This is a genomic window from Sphingomonas sp. Leaf357, from assembly GCF_001423845.1.
GTDB lineage: Bacteria > Pseudomonadota > Alphaproteobacteria > Sphingomonadales > Sphingomonadaceae > Sphingomonas.
Map to the genome: position 1 here is coordinate 305,986 of NZ_LMPM01000003.1, position 16,625 is coordinate 322,610.

At 66.1% G+C, this 16,625-nt stretch carries 17 protein-coding genes, 1 tRNA gene and 1 pseudogene; 4 read left to right on the forward strand and 15 right to left on the reverse strand.

Annotated elements, in window-relative coordinates; all coding sequences use genetic code 11:
• The first annotated feature begins 29 nt into the window (after positions 1-29).
• Positions 30-1,484, forward strand: a complete 1,455-nt coding sequence (locus ASG11_RS18075) for a DUF2029 domain-containing protein (RefSeq protein ID WP_055783564.1) — start codon at positions 30-32, stop codon at positions 1,482-1,484.
• Here ASG11_RS18075 and ASG11_RS18080 read toward each other — a convergent pair.
• The 6 genes from ASG11_RS18080 to ASG11_RS18105 all read right to left on the reverse strand — a co-directional run bounded on the left by ASG11_RS18080 (position 1,481) and on the right by ASG11_RS18105 (position 8,198).
• Entirely contained in the window at positions 1,481-3,829 is a 2,349-nt protein-coding gene (locus ASG11_RS18080) for a TonB-dependent receptor (RefSeq protein WP_055783565.1), read from the reverse strand. The two genes, ASG11_RS18075 and ASG11_RS18080, sit on opposite strands and share 4 nt — an antisense overlap.
• Before the next feature lie 13 nt (positions 3,830-3,842).
• Positions 3,843-4,823: a FecR family protein gene (locus ASG11_RS18085; RefSeq protein WP_236697591.1), complete on the reverse strand. Its 981-nt coding sequence runs from the start codon at positions 4,821-4,823 to the stop codon at positions 3,843-3,845.
• Complete coding sequence (locus ASG11_RS18090; RefSeq protein ID WP_055783569.1) at positions 4,813-5,370, reverse strand: RNA polymerase sigma factor; 558 nt, start codon at positions 5,368-5,370, stop codon at positions 4,813-4,815. The genes ASG11_RS18085 and ASG11_RS18090 overlap by 11 nt, the downstream gene beginning before the upstream one ends.
• Before the next feature lie 23 nt (positions 5,371-5,393).
• Positions 5,394-6,197, reverse strand: a complete 804-nt coding sequence (locus tag ASG11_RS18095) for a ChbG/HpnK family deacetylase (RefSeq protein ID WP_055783571.1) — start codon at positions 6,195-6,197, stop codon at positions 5,394-5,396.
• Positions 6,169-7,065 carry a glycosyltransferase gene (locus tag ASG11_RS18100; RefSeq protein ID WP_082472952.1) on the reverse strand — a complete coding sequence of 299 codons (897 nt, stop codon included), beginning with the start codon at positions 7,063-7,065 and terminating at the stop codon, positions 6,169-6,171. Before ASG11_RS18100 ends, ASG11_RS18095 begins: the two co-directional genes overlap by 29 nt.
• Positions 7,066-7,256: 191 nt before the next feature.
• Positions 7,257-8,198 carry a hypothetical protein gene (locus tag ASG11_RS18105; protein WP_156363876.1) on the reverse strand — a complete coding sequence of 314 codons (942 nt, stop codon included), beginning with the start codon at positions 8,196-8,198 and terminating at the stop codon, positions 7,257-7,259.
• Between the two features lie 125 nt (positions 8,199-8,323).
• On the opposite strand from ASG11_RS18105, the gene ASG11_RS18110 reads away from it, so the two are divergent.
• On the forward strand, positions 8,324-9,811 hold the full coding sequence (locus ASG11_RS18110) for a hypothetical protein (protein ID WP_055783575.1): 1,488 nt from the start codon (positions 8,324-8,326) through the stop codon (positions 9,809-9,811).
• 4 nt (positions 9,812-9,815) lie between these two features.
• Here the strand turns inward: ASG11_RS18110 and ASG11_RS18115 are convergent.
• Positions 9,816-9,890: transfer RNA gene (locus tag ASG11_RS18115), tRNA-Gln, on the reverse strand.
• 63 nt (positions 9,891-9,953) lie between these two features.
• The gene (locus ASG11_RS18120; protein WP_055783576.1) at positions 9,954-11,057 is read right to left on the reverse strand and encodes a branched-chain amino acid aminotransferase; all 1,104 of its coding nucleotides are present in this window, start codon (positions 11,055-11,057) and stop codon (positions 9,954-9,956) included.
• Positions 11,058-11,146: 89 nt separating this feature from the next.
• On the opposite strand from ASG11_RS18120, the gene ASG11_RS18125 reads away from it, so the two are divergent.
• Positions 11,147-11,635, forward strand: coding sequence for a MarR family transcriptional regulator (locus ASG11_RS18125; RefSeq protein ID WP_055783659.1), 489 nt, complete (start codon positions 11,147-11,149; stop codon positions 11,633-11,635).
• A 44-nt stretch (positions 11,636-11,679) separates the two neighbouring features.
• On the opposite strand, the gene ASG11_RS18130 is transcribed toward ASG11_RS18125, so the two are convergent.
• The 5 genes from ASG11_RS18130 to ASG11_RS18150 all read right to left on the reverse strand — a co-directional run bounded on the left by ASG11_RS18130 (position 11,680) and on the right by ASG11_RS18150 (position 14,740).
• On the reverse strand, positions 11,680-12,480 hold the full coding sequence (locus ASG11_RS18130) for a pyrroline-5-carboxylate reductase family protein (RefSeq protein WP_055783578.1): 801 nt from the start codon (positions 12,478-12,480) through the stop codon (positions 11,680-11,682).
• Positions 12,477-12,977: a YbjN domain-containing protein gene (locus tag ASG11_RS18135; RefSeq protein WP_055783580.1), complete on the reverse strand. Its 501-nt coding sequence runs from the start codon at positions 12,975-12,977 to the stop codon at positions 12,477-12,479. The genes ASG11_RS18130 and ASG11_RS18135 overlap by 4 nt, the downstream gene beginning before the upstream one ends.
• A gap of 102 nt (positions 12,978-13,079) precedes the next feature.
• Positions 13,080-13,346, reverse strand: a complete 267-nt coding sequence (locus ASG11_RS18140) for an accessory factor UbiK family protein (RefSeq protein WP_055783582.1) — start codon at positions 13,344-13,346, stop codon at positions 13,080-13,082.
• A gap of 19 nt (positions 13,347-13,365) precedes the next feature.
• Positions 13,366-13,920, reverse strand: a complete 555-nt coding sequence (locus tag ASG11_RS18145; RefSeq protein ID WP_055783584.1) for a TspO/MBR family protein — start codon at positions 13,918-13,920, stop codon at positions 13,366-13,368.
• Positions 13,921-14,002: 82 nt separating this feature from the next.
• Positions 14,003-14,740 carry a TlyA family RNA methyltransferase gene (locus ASG11_RS18150; RefSeq protein ID WP_055783586.1) on the reverse strand — a complete coding sequence of 246 codons (738 nt, stop codon included), beginning with the start codon at positions 14,738-14,740 and terminating at the stop codon, positions 14,003-14,005.
• Between the two features lie 265 nt (positions 14,741-15,005).
• Between ASG11_RS18150 and ASG11_RS18155 the strand changes: the two genes are divergently transcribed.
• Positions 15,006-15,677, forward strand: coding sequence for an RBBP9/YdeN family alpha/beta hydrolase (locus ASG11_RS18155; protein ID WP_055783587.1), 672 nt, complete (start codon positions 15,006-15,008; stop codon positions 15,675-15,677).
• Positions 15,678-15,844: 167 nt separating this feature from the next.
• Here ASG11_RS18155 and ASG11_RS19425 read toward each other — a convergent pair.
• Positions 15,845-16,028, reverse strand: a 184-nt coding sequence (locus ASG11_RS19425) for a hypothetical protein (protein ID WP_330218919.1), incomplete at its 5' end; no start/stop codon positions are given.
• Position 16,029: 1 nt separating this feature from the next.
• A pseudogene (locus ASG11_RS18160) lies at positions 16,030-16,625 on the reverse strand (transketolase C-terminal domain-containing protein); the annotation flags it as partial.

The following is a 16,625-nucleotide window of genomic DNA, read 5'->3' on the forward strand; positions in this document are numbered from 1 at the left end:
GCGGAGTCGATCGCGGGCCTAGCGCCGCTTTGAAGTCCGCCTTCGCGCGCCTGTCGACCAATCGGCTGTTCCTGCTTTCGCTCGTCGCGGTGCTCGCGCGCGCGATCACCTTCGGCAATCCGATCGTGAACGTCGACGAGGAATTCTATTATTCCGTCGGCCACGCGATGGCGCACGGCGCGCTGCCCTATGTCGACATCTGGGATCGCAAGCCGTTCGGTCTGTTCCTGCTCTATCTGCCCCCCGGAATGTTCGATCCGCCGGTTGGCATCTACGTCTATCAGGCGCTGGCCTTTGCGGCCGTGGTCGGGACCGCCGCGATCATCGCCCGCATCGCCGATCGCGTCGGGTGGCAACGCGGTGCGACGATCGCGGCGGCACTTTACATCCTGTGGCTCGATCTCGCCGATGGCCAGGGCGGCCAGGCCCCGGTCTTTTACAATCTCTTCATGGCCGGCGCGGCCTGGCTGATCGTCGTCTCCACGGACTGCGACACGATGCGACGCCGGCGATTGAACATGATCGCGATGGGGCTGGTCGGATGCGCGCTCCAGATCAAATATTCGGTGGTATTCGAAGGGCTCGCCTTCGGCCTATGGCCATTGTGGGACGAATGGCGGCGGCGAAGGTCGATCGCGGCGCTTGTGCCCTATGCGATCGCCCTGGTCGGCGCGGCATTGCTGCCCACCGCGATCATTGCCGGGGGTTATTGGATCGCCGGCCATGCCGACGCCTTCCTGTACGCCAACTTCCTCTCGATCATCGCCCGCCGGTCCGATCCGATCACGGAAAGCCTGGGCAATCTTCTGGTCGGGGCCGCGATACTTGCGCCGTTGCTGTTACTGGCAACCGTCGGTCCGGGGTCAGCACCTATGGACGGACGTGCGAAGCATGGGATCGGATTCCTCCGCCTCTGGCTGATGGCATCGGTCTTCGGCTTCCTGATCTTCGGCTCGTGGTTCAACCATTACACGCTGCCGGTGATGCTCCCCGCCGCCGCCTGCGCCGCCGGTTTCCTCGCCAGCCGACGCTATGGCCGCGCGACGGGCTGGTCTTTGCTCGCCCTCATTTTCCTCGCCGGCCAATTCGTGATGCACGGCGAACGCCGCACCCGCGGCAGCCGCGCCGAATTCGCCGCGCTCGTCCGCGCGATCGGGCCGGGGCCGGGCGCGCTCTACGTCTATCAGGGATCGGCGATGCTGTACCCGATGACCGGACGTCCGGCGCTCACCCGCTACATCTTCCCGACCCATCTGATGCTGTTGCGCGAGCACGGCGCGGTCGGCACGGACCAGGCCGCTGAAATCGACCGCATCTTCGATCGGCATCCGGCAATCGTCGTCCTGCAATCGCCCGAGGACGGTGAAGACGTGACTAAACGCGCCATCGCAACCCGGCGCCTCGTGAGCGACGGCTACCGCCGCTACGCCCGTCTGCCGCTCGGCAACAAGGTTTTCGACCTGTGTCGCCGATCTGGCGACTAGAAAGCGAACGCCACCCCGATACGGGCATTCATCGGCCGCAGCGGGGTAGTCTGGTCCCGCGCCGCGAAGGTCAGCGGGTTTCCCGAAGCGAACCGATTTCCCTGGCTATTCGTCAGATTGTCGATCGTCAGCGATGTGGTTACGCTCCGTCTAGCCCAGCCACCGTTCAAGCCGATCGTCAGGTAGCGCCCTTGGCTGATATCGAGCAGATCGCCCGTCCCGAGGACCGATCGTCCCACATAGGCCGCCGAACCGCCGACATTCAGCTTGCTCTCCCCGCCGATCGCCCATTCGTAGCCCAGCGTGCCGGCCGCAGCGAAGGCCGGAGTCTCGGGCAACCGCCGGTTCGCCGATATCGAGGAATCCGCCAGCGGCCCCATCACCCGATTGTGTGTGTAAAGGAATGCCAGCGTCCCGCGCAGACCTCGGATCGGCACCCAATCTACCGTTCCCTCGAACGCCTGGATCCGCGCGTCGCCGATATTGTCGGTATATGGCAGGCCGCGTCGGTTGACGAGATCGGCCTGGATGTTCTCCCACCGCGCATAGGACAGCGCCGCCTGCAACGACAGGCCAGTCTCCCCCTGCCGCAACCGCCGGATCCCGACCTCACCAACCAGGATCTTGTCGAGCCGGAAATCGGCGACCCGTCCGATGCCGCTCGCCACGGCGAGGCCGCCCGTGCGATAGCCGGTCTGCACTCGGCCGAACACCGCCAGTCCGGGATTCAGCTTCCACGAAAATGCCGCCGTCGGATCGACCCGCCGTGTCGACCGCCCCCGAACATATTCGCCCCCGCGCGGACGGAAGGAAGGCTCGCCATCGGTGCGCGCCAGGGTGCCGCGCAGACCGAGCGTCGCCGAGAAATTGGGGAACACGGCCACCGTCCCCTCGGCGAACACCGATGCGCTTTGCGTGACGTTGGTGACGCCGATGATGTCGTTCGGATTGTTGACCGGACCAGCCGAGCGGTTCTGCGAATCGCGGTTGCGCAGCAGCGTGAACCCCGCCACCCAAGACGTGCCGTTCGCGGCGGAATGCGAGAGCCGCATCTCGTGCGTCAACAGCAACTTCGCCCCCTCCGTCTGATAGACGATCACCGTCGGGCTCGGCATGCCCGATCCCGGGGGCGGCCTGAGCGTCGCATCGAACAGATCGTTGGAATGGGAATTGGCGACGCCCGTGGCCGACAGCAATTGCAGTCCGTTCGCCCAATCCTTGGTCACCACCACGCGGCCCAGCGCGATATCGTTGTGGAACGGTTGCGCGATATAGGATCGGCGCGACAGCGCGCCGGTCAGGCGATCGGCATATTGGCCGTCCTCCACGTCGATCTTCTGCCCGAGCGCACTGAGATCGACCTGCCAACCGCCGCCCGGATCGACCTTCAGCGCCAGCCGCCCCCCCAGCGTGTCGGATTGGTTGACGTTCTTCAGCCCGCGCCCCGGATCGTCGATATAGCCGCCGTCGCGCGTACGATAGGCCGTCGCGCGCAGCCCGATCGTTTCGGTTGCCAGCGGCAGGTTCAGCGTGCCGGCAATATCGAACCCCGGCGCACCGGTATCCGTCAGCGTCACGCCGCCTTCGGCCGATCCCCCGAACCGGGTCAGGTCGACCGCCTTGGGCGTCAGGCGGATGACCCCGCCGATCGACCCGGTGCCGTATAGCGTCCCCTGTGGGCCCTCCATCACCTCGACGCTTTGCATGTCGTAGAGGCGGATGCTGGGGTCGGCACCCGAATAGCCGAGTTGAACGTCGCCGAAATAGATGCTCGCGGTCGATTGCGCCGCGCCGGCGAAGCTGCTGTCGGCGACCCCGCGGATAAAGATCTTGTTCCGCCCCGGCCCCAGTTCGGTGTTCTGCAGCACCGGCGCGGTACGCGCCACATCGCTCAGATCCTTAGACGGCGCGGACGTGCTCAGCAGCGCTCCGTCGATCGTCGACAGGCTGCCGGGATAGCGCAGGAAGGGCACCCGCTGCTTGCTCGCCGTAACGACGATCTCGGGTGCCGCGCCCGAGGCCGTCGTTGCCGCGACAGGAACGGCTGCAGCGCGCCGCGCCTTGGCCACCGCCGCGTCGCGCACCACGCGGAAGCTGCGCGCATCCACCGCGACGGCATGATAGCCACTGCCCTGCAACACCCGGTCGAGCGCGATGCGAGGCGACAGGTCCCCCTCGATGCGCCGCACGCGAATGCGCGACAGGCCGGGTTCGGTGCTGATGATATCCGCGCCCGTCTGCCGCCCGAGCAGCATCAACGCGGTCTCGAGGCTGGTTGCGGGAATCGAAACACGCCGTCCCGGTCCCTGCGCGGCCAGCGGCAGGGCGGAACACAACGCGATCATGCAAGTCAGGCGGCTAGCGCGTCGCAGCGCTCCGGCGCGATAGGATCCAGGTCTCACCGTTACGACGCCATTCCACCCCGATCAGCGCAGCCATATGCGGAATGTCTCGCGCTGCGGTGCCCGTCATCTCGACCATGCCGGTAAACGGCTGCTCCGACAAGTCTCCGGTCAGGGTGACCTGTGTCCCATAAAGACGACGCATAGCATCGAAAACACGAGCCAGCGGCTCGCCCGAGAAACTCAATCGACCACTACGCCAGCCACCGACAGTATCGGGCGCGACATCGCCCAACGTCACACTGTGCGTATCTTCGTGAGCGACGAGCGACTTGCCGGGTTTTAGAACGATTCCCTCGGCGCCGGGCTGGAACATCACCGAACCTTCGGCAACCTGTACGTCGAGCCGCTGCCCGGACCGCGCGACGTTGAACACAGTGCCCAGATCCTGCACCGAGAGACCGCCCGAGCGGAGCGTGAACGGCGTCCCCTCGTCATGATGAACCGTGAACGTCGCCTCGCCCGCGTCCAGGGCGGCGACACGCGTATTGTTATGATCGAGCTTCAGGCGCGATCCGCCGCTCAGTTCGATCCGCGTGCCATCAGCCAGCGCGATCGTCTGGCGCTGGCCCGGCGCGGTGTTGATCTCATAGGGATCGGCGGCACGCGGCAAGGCCATCGGCACCAGCAGCACGGCGATCGCGGCGGCGACGGCGGTGCCCCCTGCCCCCCACAACCAGCGACGGCGCGTCGCTCGCCCGTGGTCCTGATGATCGTCGTTCGCTGCGATCAGGCGATTCGGCACGGCAAGCGGCGCTTCCGGCAGCACCCGATCGAGCATTGCGACGCGATCATAGGCTTCGGCATGCGCCGCGTCGGCCTCCAGCCACACGACGAACTCCGCCCATGCGTCTTCGGCCATATCGCTCTGGCGCAGATGCCAGTCGATCGCGCGATCTACGATAGCCTCGCTGATGATCCCGTCGTCACTGCCCACTTTTCGGGTCCCCTTCATGACTTAGACGTCGCCGCTCGCAATCATCCACAGCAAATATCTCGCACGCGTCATGAATTTGCCGATACGCGCGCTGCAGCAGCTTCTCGACGCCGCTCACGCTGATCCCCAAGTCCTCCGCGATCTTGCGTTGCGGCTGCTCTTCGAAACGGAACATGCGCAATGCCGTACGCATCCGGTCTGGCATGTCGGCGATCGCCTGCTCGACCGCTTGCAGCCGTTCTCGCGCGATCAGCGCGCGTTCGGCGTCGGGAATTTCCTCCGCCACCGGCTGCACGTCCAGCCACGCAGTGTCGCGGGCGCCACGCCGCGCCACGGCGATGCGCCGGTCGGTCGCCAGATTGGCGGCGACCCGATACAGGAACCCCGCCGGCTGGCCGATCGGCCCTGCCGCCAGCTGGTCGATGCGCAGCCACATGTCCTGCAACGTATCCTCGGCATCCTCGCGGTTGCCCAGGCGGGCGACCAGCATCCGGAGCAGCATCGGCCGTATTTCGAAGAAGATCGCCTTCAGGCCGTCCTCGGTCATTCCCATCCCGTTTTCGCGTTTTTTCAGGCCGGAAAGGTCAGCCCCTGCGCCGCAGCGAGGTCGGCGATCGGCAATGTGGCCAAAGCGGCCGCTTCTTGCAACCGTGCCGCGGCGATCGTGTCGCCGTCGCGCGATCCCGATCCGGGATGGCACATCACCAGATGCGTCCCGGCCGGCCGCCGCAGGAAGCTTGGGAACACCTTCGCGTAATCGCCGGCAAAGCCGTAATGCCCGGCGAAGCTGTCGTTGCACGCCAGCCCATGCGCCGCGGCGGCGGCGCGAAAGCCGCGCGAATGAAACGCACTCGCCAGCGCCTTGCCACGAAACGGGCGCGACAGCATCGCACCCAGCCTATCCTCGCACGTCCGCAACCACGCTTCGGGCGCACGCAACAAGGTCTCCGCCAGCACGATCTCGCGAATGCCGGGCAGCGCATGGCTATGTTGATGTCCGTCGACGAAGTCCGGCGCGCGCCCCATCGCCTCCTCGAACGCATCGAACTGCGCCCGGATTTCCAGCGCGATTTCGTCCAGGGGCAATGCCCGTCGCGCCGCCATGCGGCCAAGCGGATTGATCGCCGGAAGCGTACCGCCCGGTGCCAGCTTCGACATCTTCGTCAGCGGAGTCTCGCCGGTCAACACCAAGTGAAGACCGATCGCCAGTGTATCCGGCGCCCCCGCCAGCATCGCGCTGTCCGCGCGCCAATTGGGCAGCACGGCCATGCAACTCGTCGCATTGAGGCGGCCGTCGGCGGCCAGGTCTGCAATGACGCCGCTTACTGCCGGCGAGAAGGCGAAATCATCCGCACACAGGATAAGTCGCGGCACCCATCGTCCTTCCGCTATCCTGGCCACCGGTCTGGAACGCGCGTTCCCGGATGCTCTGGCTGACCAGTCGACGCGACCGAAGCCGCGACGCCAGGAAATCGTAGAAAAACCAGTCCCCTGCCCATGGCGCGAGCGCGCTGTACATCAGCCGCTCGACCAGCGTCCAGCGGATCGACGCGCGGTCGCGCTCGCGCGGCGACGGCGAGCACCACATGTCGTCGCTGTACCGCATCGTGCCCAGCTTCATCATGCGGTGGATCACCTCGTGATCCTCCAGCACATAGGCCCAAAGATCGGCATCGAACCCGCCGGCGCGGCGCAGCGCGTCGGTGCGGAACGCCTGCCCCGCCCCGCCGGTATGGCACTGCCGCGGCAGCAATCGCGCCGTCGCACGCATCTTGGCACCCGCCTTCAGGCGCGTCGCCTCATCGGCCTGCTCGGGCGCGAAAAACGCGCCGGCGACGACGCAGCCGTCCTGTTCCAAGAGGGCCTCGGCGGCGGCGAGATAATTGGCTGGATAGACAGTATCGGCATCGCACGTCGCGACATAGTGCGTGCGGACCCAGCGCAGCCCGGTCTTCAACGCCTGCACCTTGCCCGGCCGCATCTCGGCGATCAGGAGATAGTCCAATCTCAGTCGATCGCACGTCGCGCGCGCGATCGCGGCGCTGTCGTCGGTCGATCCGTTGTCGATCAAGATGATGCGCGCGGGCCGGCTTTGCGCGGCCAGGCTTTCGATCGTGCGCGTCAAAAACGCCTGTTCGTTGAAGAACGGCACCAGCACGCTCCACGCCGGCCGCACGGCCCGGTCGCGCGCCGCCATGTGGGCGAACCGCGTATCTGGGCGGGCGTCGAGATCGAGCAACATGCGAGACGTTCCATCATCGGTGAAGATGGCGGAAGGTTTGCGTCCGGGGTGAGGCGGAATTCGACCGGGCGGCCCTGCGCGCGCCGCCCGGTCTTGTCAGATGCTACCCCCCGGCAACCTTCTGCATCACCGCTAAGACGATGCCGCCCGGGCCTACCCGCACTATCGTCTTAAGATTTTTAAGATTTTTTTCAGGCCGTTGCGGCTGCCTTATCACCACCGTCGCGCAGACCATCGGCCAGCCCGACGATACCCAGGACGCCACCGACCACGACATGCATCGCGACCATCAGCGTCGCCATCATCGTCATCAGCGCCGGAACGTCCGCCTGTCGCCCGAGCAGCACCACCGCCATGCCCGCAAACACCAGTTCCTTGTTCGACACCAGCGGCAGGCGCGAGACCAGAAGTTTCAACGCCGAGAAGATCAGCCACCACAGCACCGCGACGTCCGGCAAAGCGAGATGCCACAGCAACGCGGTGAAACCGATCGTCAGCGTCGCACGCAGCGCATGGAAACCGGCGATCGCGCGCAGATCGACCGGGGCGAGGCTGAACAATCGGCCGCGCAAGGTCAGCGCGACGACCGGCGGTGCCAGGATCACGCACAGCGACACCGCCGCCGCCCATAACGGGATACCGATGTGAAGCGCCCCCATGAACGGCGCAGCGGCCAGCGCGACCAGGATCGTCGCACTGTTGCCGACCGCCGCGGACAAAATCGAAACGTCCTTCACCGCGCCGAACGCCGCGCGACCGGCATGTCCCTCGCGCCGCGCCCAGGCGAACAGATACGCCTCGCCGACATAGCCCATCAGCAATTCGTTGCCGATCGTCTTGCGCGCCAGCACCGCGATGCCGGCGACGGGCACGTTCCAGATCCGATGATAGATCGCCCAGTCGCACAGGATCGGCGTGAAATAGGCCGCCACGAACACCAGCCAGAACACCGGGTTCTGCGGCACGAGCGCCAGCACCGCCTGCCAGTCCAGCGCGCGCACTTCGACCAGCGCGGCCCCCAGCACGGCAAGCGAGATTACCGGCGCGCCGAACCGCACCAGCAACACCTTCGCCGCCGCCATTGTAGGATGCGCGAAAACTCCGCGCGCCAACGCCACACACCGTCCGATCATCTGGTGAATATCCCCCACGAATAGAAGACGATGCCGTGCGGCACGACCCGCACATCGCTGCGAACCGAAAATCACCGGACAGCCCACTCGCCTCCCCGCCCGGGGATCCCTATGACCCTTCCGCGATGCCCGCGCCCAGAACAGCCATTCCCCGCTCCCCGCCGGCGATCGCCGCGCTGTTGCTGATCGTCGCGCTGCTCATCCGGTGTCGGGATTTCGGCAACCCGGTGATCCATGTCGACGAGCAATTCTACCTGCTCGTCGGTGACCGCATGCTGCACGGCGCGTTGCCCTATATCGATATCTGGGATCGGAAACCCGTCGGCTTGTTCCTGATCTTCTCGGGCATCCGCCTGCTGCCCGGCGACGGCATTCTGGCCTATCAACTCGTCGCCACCTTCTTCGCTGCGGCCACCGCCTGGCTGGTGCACAAGGCCGCGCGCAGGCTCGGCGCACCTAACGGCGCGGCGCTCGCGGCGGCCATAGCCTATATCCTCTGGCTGTCGTTGCTCAGCGGGCGCGGCGGACAATCGCCGGTCTTCTACAACCTCTTGGTCATCGCCGCCGCCCTCCTCACCCTGCGCCTGCCGGAGCTCGCCGCGCGGCAAGCCCGGCGCGCGATCATCGTGAACGGAGCCGCCGCCTGTGCTTTGGCCGGGCTTGCGATCCAGACCAAATACACCCCGGCGGTGGAGGGCGCGTTTTTCGGCCTCGCCCACCTTTGGTATCTCCGCCGCGCCGGCGGTTCGCTCCCCACGCTCGCTTTGTCCGCCCTGCTCTGGATAGCCCTCGCCATCGCCCCCACCGCCGCCGTGGCCCTCGACTATTGGCGTCGCGGTCCGGCGGTGTTCGACGCCTTCTGGTTCTCCAATTTCGCTTCGATCACGCTGCGCAAGGGATATCCCGCCGGCAAGATCGTCGGCCGCCTCGCGGGCAATACAGCGGTCCTGTCACCCTTGCTCGTCTGCACAGTCCTGGCCTGGCGCACCCGCCCCTGGAGCCCGGGAAAAGCCCTGATGTTCGGCTGGCTCGCCGCGGCGCTGATTGCCTTTGCGATGATCGGCGCATTCTTCGATCACTACGCCCTGCCTCTGCTTGCCCCGCTCGCGATCCTGTCCGCGCCGATCCTCGCCCGCCACCGCATCGCGATCCCGGCGATGTTCGCGCTCGGCCTCGCGCTCTTTGTCGGCAAGGTGCTGCTCTGGCCCACCGACGCCGAAGGGGCCCGCGCCCTCGCCCGCGTGGTAAAGGCCAATAGCGGCCATGGATGTCCCTATGTCTTTGCCGGCGATTCGATCACCTATCTGCTCGCCGACGCCTGCCTGCCGACACCGCACGTCTTCCCCTCGACGCTTGCCTACGAACCGGAACGCGGCGCCAGCGGCGTCGACGAGGTCGCCGAAGTCCGCCGCATCCTCTCCAACCGCCCGCCGGTGATCGTCACGATGGATTCGCCGATGGCCGAGTGGAACTTGCAAACGCTCACGCTGGTCGAAACGGCCCTGAAGAAGGAGTATCGCCTCGTATTCCGCGTGGCGCGGGATCGCGGCCATTCGCTGGTCTATCTGAGGAACGACCGCCCCTTCGCGCGACCGGATGGCGTGGAGCGATAGGAACTGGCTGGGGCGGCAGGGTTCGAACCTGCGAATGGCGGCATCAAAAGCCGCTGCCTTACCACTTGGCGACGCCCCAACGAGAGGCGGCCTTATAGCGGCGTGCCTCGCTTAGAAAAGCCCGAAACGCACGCCCCGAAATTCACGCCATATCGAGGTGATGCAACCAGCCATTGGCATCCGGCGTATTGCCGCGCTGGATCCCCACCAGCGCCTCGCGCATGCGCATCGTCAACTGCCCCGGCCCGCCGCCGCCGATCTCGAACTTGCCCTCGGGGGAGGCGACGCTGCCGATCGGCGTCACCACCGCCGCCGTTCCGCAGGCGAACGCTTCGGTCAGCGTGCCGCTCGCCGCGTCCGCGCGCCATTGATCGATCGCATAGGGTTCCTCGCGCACCGTGATGCCCTGCGACCGCGCCAGCGTCAGGATCGAATCGCGCGTGATGCCGGGCAGGATCGTACCGGTCAGCGGCGGCGTCGCCATGCTGCCGTCGGCGAACACGAAGAACACGTTCATGCCGCCCAGTTCCTCGACATAGCGGCGCTCGACCGCGTCGAGGAACACCACCTGATCGCATCCGTTGCGGATCGCCTCGGCCTGCGCGACGAGGCTGGTGGCGTAATTGCCGCCGCACTTCGCCGCTCCCGTGCCGCCGGGCGCGGCGCGGGTGTAGTCCTGCGACACCCAGATCGACACGGTCGGCGCGCCACCCTTGAAATAGGCGCCCACCGACGATGCCAGCACCATGTAGAGATATTCCGCACTCGGCTTCACGCCCAGGAACACCTCGCTCGCGATCATGAACGGGCGCAGATACAGCGATCCGCCATCGCTCTCCGGAATCCAGTCGCGATCCACCTTCACCAGCCGCTCGATCGATTCCAGGAACAGCGTCTCCGGCAGTTCGGGCATCGCCAGCCGTCGCGCCGAATCCTGAAAGCGCCGCGCATTGGCGTGCGGACGGAACAACGCCGTGCCGCCATCGGCCAGGCGATACGCCTTCATGCCCTCGAAAATCTCCTGTGCGTAATGCAGCACGGAAGAGGCCGGATCCATCGACAGTGGCGCCCGCGCGGTGATCTTCGCATCGTGCCAGCCCTTGTCGTCGCTATACCGGATCACCGCCATGTGATCGGTAAAGACCCGCCCGAAGACCGGATCGACCAGTCGCGCCGCACGCTCGTTCGCCGGGACCGGCGTGGCGTTGGGCTCGTAAGCGAATGTCGGGCTGGTGTCGGCGTCCATCGCGTCCTCTTGTCATCATGCCGCGATGCAGGATCTGCACGTCCAAAGCGGGTTGCGGACGCCTAAGGCGGATGGCAAACCGGGTCAACATGGCCTCCCCCACTCCCTCAGCATCGCCACTGTTCCTCCGCGAAACCGAACTGCGTCGCGGCCTGGAACTGCTCTATTTCGGCAACAGCCACCTGACCCGTTCGATCGATCGTGGCCTGGCGGCGCAGGGTCTCGGCCGCGCTCACCACCGCGCCCTTTATTTCGTCGCCCGCCAGCCCGATCTGACGGTCAGCGAGTTGCTCGGCCTGCTCTCGATCACCAAGCAATCCCTGGGCCGCGTCCTCAACGAACTCACCGATCGCGGCCTGATCGAAGTCCGCCCCGGCGAACGCGACCGCCGCCAGCGCCTGTTGCGGCTCTCGGCCGAAGGCACCGCGCTGGAAAACCAATTGTTCGACGCGCTGCGCGAACGCCTCTCCGCGGCCTACGCAAGTGCCGGACAAGCGGCGGTCGGCGGATTCTGGGCGGTGCTGGAGGGACTGATCCCCGAGGCGGAACGTCCAAGGGTAGAGAGTTTGAGGGACTGAACGTCTTCCGTCGTCAACCCCGCGAAGGCGGAGATAATGCCAATCTAACGTGCCATCGCCGCCATTTCGCGATTGCGCCGCTCCGCCGCCGCCAGCGTCTCGCGCAGCAAGACCTTCAGCGCACCGTCCGCATCCAGCACGTTCAACCCCGCGCGCGTCGATCCGCCCTTGCTCGCCACCTTGTCGGCCAGTGCCGCCGGGCGGTCGTCCGACGCCGCCGCCAACAATCCCGCGCCCTCGACCGTCGCCACCGCCAGCCGCTGCGCCTGATCGGCCGGCAAGCCCAACGCCGCGCCCCCCTCGGCCAGCGCATCGATGAAGCGATACAGGAACCCCGGTCCGCTTCCGGCCAGCGCCGTCACCGCGTCGAACAGCCCTGCGTCGGCCACCCACTCGACCAGGCCCAAAGGTGCCATCAACGCCGCGACACTCTCCCTCTCATCGGCGGAAGCACCGTCGGAATGCAGTCCGACCACACCCTTGCCGAGCGCTACGGGAAGGTTCGGCATGGCCCGCACGATCGCCCCCGCCTCGAACCGAGCGGCCAGTGCAGGCGCCTCGACCCCCGCCAGGATCGACATCAGGATCGGCACACCGGCCATCCTCGCCGCATGGCTTCGCGCGATCTCGTCGATCTGTTGCGGCTTCATCGCCAGCATCACCATGTCGGGCAACGGTCCGTCGGGCAATTCTCGCGCCTGCCGCACGCCCTCCGGCAGATCGCGATCCGTACGGTTGACGACGTCCACGTCCGAGGCCGCGACAACACCGGTTTCGATCCAGCGCCGCAGCATTGCGCCGCCCATATTCCCGCAACCGATCAGCCACAGACGGCCGAGGCTCATGCTTCGCCCTGCGTATCGGTCATTGCCGCCGCCAGCGCTTCCTTCGGGCTCTTGCCGCCCCACATCACGAACTGGAACACCGGATAGAAGCGCTCGCATTCGTCGATCGCCGATTCGACCAGCAATTCGGCCGAGGCGAGCGACAGCATGCCGCCATCGCCCTCGATCATCGCTGCGTGGCGATACAGCAGGATGCCACTGGACGACCACAGTTCGAAATGCCCGACCCAGAGCTGCTCGTTGATCAGCCCGATCGCCTCGTACACCGCCGTGCGCCGCTCGTCGGTCACGCGGATATCGGGAAAGGCGAGGAACTGGAGCACGCTGTCCTCGTCGCGCCAGAGCGCGCGCAGCTCGTACGTCGTCCAGCTGCCCTTGACCTTGGCGATCACCTCGTCGTCGAGGCGCTCATGCTCCCAGCCATGCGCCGCGAAATAGCTTTCCAGCATGTCGATCGGCGCGGCATCGTCGCCATGATCGTCCGCTTCGTCGAGCATCACTTCGCCCCTCCCAACTTATGCGAAGGGGTGACGTGCCCGAACCCGCCACGCAAGGCGAGTGCGGTCGGGGGCAAGGAGAAAGTTGTGGAAAAGATCGCCTTAGGCCCCCGTTTTGGGTGCCTTGGCGGTCTTGGCCTCCAATGCATCGAGACGCGCGCGCAGCGCCTCGGCCTCGTCGCGTGCCGCCGCCGCCATCGCCTTCACCGCGTCGAATTCATCGCGCGAAACAAAGTCCAGCCCGCCGATCCACTCCTTCGCCTTGGAGCGTGCACCGGCCTCGGCCTCGCGGCCCACGCCAGCCAGCGTACCTGCCGCGCCATTCACGAACTTTACGAAATCGTCGAACATCTTGTTATCGGCTTGCATGCATCTGTCCTTTAAGTCTTCAATTCGTCATCTGGGTGGTGGCGGAAGACGGCACAAGGGTCGCCGCGTTCGGGTTGAGCCGGTCGATCTCGAAATTCAGCGCGCCCGCCAGCACCAACCACACCAGATAGGGCACCATCAGCCACGCCGCCCCGGCGCGGATCCGCCCGAACAGCAATGTCGTGCCGAGCGCGAGCACGAACATCAGCACGATCGCGAGAAAGGCGGTCGAAACCTGATGCGCGCCGAAGAATAGCGGGCTCCAGATCAGATTGACGATCAGTTGCAAGACGAACAGCACGATGGCTGCCCCGCGCAATCTCGATCCGCGCGCGTTGATGATCATCGCCAGCGCGAGGCCCATCAGCACGTAGATAGTGGACCACGCAACGGGGAACAGCCAGTCGGGGGGCGTAAAGGCCGGCTTGACCAGCATCGCATACCAGCGATTGTCCGAACCTGCTGGGAACATACGGCTCGAGGCGAACCCGAGCAGCAGGATCAACGGCACCGTCACCACCGCCCACCGCGCGAACGCCAGTCGCAATTGTTGCTTCGACGCGATTTCCCTCAAGCCTCGTGCTCCCGTCCGTGATCTTTCGATATAGAAGCAGACACCGCGCCGCACCGCGACAGAATTCTGCGCCTGACGCGCGTCAGGCCGGCCGCACGGCCCCAATCAGGAACTCGACATTCCCCTCCGGCCCGGTGATCGGGCTCTCGACCACACCCGCGACGGTCCACCCCTTCCCGACCAGCCACTCGGATACCTCATCGCACACCCGCGCATGCACTGATGGGTCGCGGATCACGCCGCCCTTTCCCACTTCCTCGCGACCTGCCTCGAATTGTGGCTTGATCAGCGCCAACACTCGCCCACCCGGACGAACGAAGCCGAGCGGCACGTCCAGCACCTTGGACAAACCGATGAAACTCGCATCGCACACCACGATGTCGATCGCTTCCGGGATGTGCGCGGCGGTCAGGATACGAGCGCTGGTCTGTTCATGCACCACGACCCGGTCGTCCTGCCGCAGCTTCCACGCCAGTTGGTTGGTCCCGCTATCCACAGCATAGACGCGCGCCGCCCCCTTGCTCAGCAGCACGTCGGTGAAGCCGCCGGTCGACGATCCGACATCGATCGCCACCGCGCCGGCCACGTCCCAGCCGAAATGCTCAAGTCCGTGGGCCAGTTTGATCCCGCCGCGCGATACCCAGGGGTGGTCCCGCCCGCGCACCTCCAGCACCATATCGTCGGCCACCGTCTGTCCCGGCTTGTCGATCTTGCGCGTACCGGCGAACACCAGCCCGGCCATGATCAAAGCCTGCGCCCGCGTACGACTTTCCACCAGCCCGCGATCCACCAGCAATTGATCAACGCGGATCTTGGACATCACACTTCCTTCGAGTCGAAGAACTCCTACCCGCTCACGGCGAGATCCGCACCCCGAACACGTCGTTCGAGCTTGCCTCATTTGCGACAAGATGACGGGAACTTTTCGACACATTCAGACTGGCGCATCCCGTCCTCGGTCCGGCGCAAGGCCTATTGCCTATCAAATGAGTAGGAATAGGTTTGGTCAACGGAAAGTGTGGCCGAGTGGCGTTTCTGCGGAGCATCCACAGCCACGTTTTCCTTAGACCTGAGGAGACGAAACGATGGGAAGCTTTTCACCGTTCGACCCGGCCCAACCGACGATCCTGACCGTCCCTGGATTGGGCGGCTCTGGTCCATCGCACTGGCAGTCACTTTGGGAAAGCGCGCGGCCCGATACGGTGCGCGTGGAACTCGGCATGTGGAACACGCCTCATCGCAATGCCTGGGTGACGAAACTCGACCAGGCGATCCGCCAGTCGCAGGCTCCGGTCATCCTCGCCGCGCACAGCCTCGGCTGCCTCGCCGTCGCCTGGTGGGCGGAACTCACGCGCCAGCCTTATGGCTGGCCGGTGGCGGGCGCGTTGCTGGTGGCTCCGGCGGACGTCGATCGCCCGCAGACGCAGAACGAGTTGAAGGCGTTCGGTCCCACGCCGACCACGCCGCTGCCCTTCCCGTCGATCGTCGTGGCGAGCCAGGACGATCCGTGGATCGACATCGATCGCGCGCACAGCCTCGCTGTCGGCTGGGGCAGCCACTTCATCGACGCCGGCGCGCAGGGTCATCTCAATGCCGCCAGCGGCATCGGCTGGTGGAGCGAAGGCCAGGAATTGCTGGAACGCGTCATCGCCGCCGCCAGCGACGGCAAGGGCCGCGCCCGCCATCCGACCGACGCCCGTTCGATCCTCGCCATCAACGGCACCGACGCGGCACAGGAACATTATCTGGGCAGGTAAGACCCAGGACGGGCGCGGCAGGCTCCCAGAGCCGCGCCCGTCGATTTCGAAATCCAATTCCCCTCCCGTCGGTTTCCATCCCGCTCGTGCCGAGCTTGTCGAAGCACGTGCCTCAAAACCGCGCTTCGACAGGCTCCGCGTCGACGGGATGATGAGACGGGGGACTATTAAGCCCGCGCACCTTCCACCACTCCAGTCGCATTATGCCGGAGTGCGGTGAGCACGGTATCGACGATGGCGTCGGCGTCGAGTTTGGCGGCGGCATATTGCAGTTCGGGCTTGTCCTGGTCCTGGAACGCGTCGGGCAGGCGCATCGTGCGCAGTTTCAGGCCGTTGTCGATCAGCCCCTCGNTGGCGGCGGCATATTGCAGTTCGGGCTTGTCCTGGTCCTGGAACGCGTCGGGCAGGCGCATCGTGCGCAGTTTCAGGCCGTTGTCGATCAGCCCCTCGTCCGAGGCCAGCGTGAGSACRTGCGCGCCGAGGCCGCCGACCGAGTTCTCCTCGATCGTCACCGCCACTTCGTGCGTGGTCAGCAGCCGGCGGATCAGCGCCTCGTCSAGCGGCTTGGCGAAGCGCAGGTCGGCGACCGTGGTGSWGAGGCCCTTGGCATCCAGCGCATCGGCCGCCTTCAGCGCTTCGCCCAGGCGCGTGCCGAGCGACAGGATCGCCACCGTCTTGCCCTCGCGCACGATGCGGCCCTTGCCGATCTCGAGCACCTCCGGCGTCTCGGGCAGCGCGACCCCGGTGCCGTTCCCGCGCGGATAGCGCACCGCGATCGGCCCGCTGTCATGCGCCACGCAGGTGTGCGTCATGTGCACCAGTTCCGCCTCGTCCGCCGCCGCCATCACCACGAAGTTCGGGAGCGTGGCGAGATAGGTCACGTCGAAGCTGCCGGCATGCGTCGCGCCGTCCGCGCCGACCAGGCCCGCCCGGTCGATCGCGAAGCGG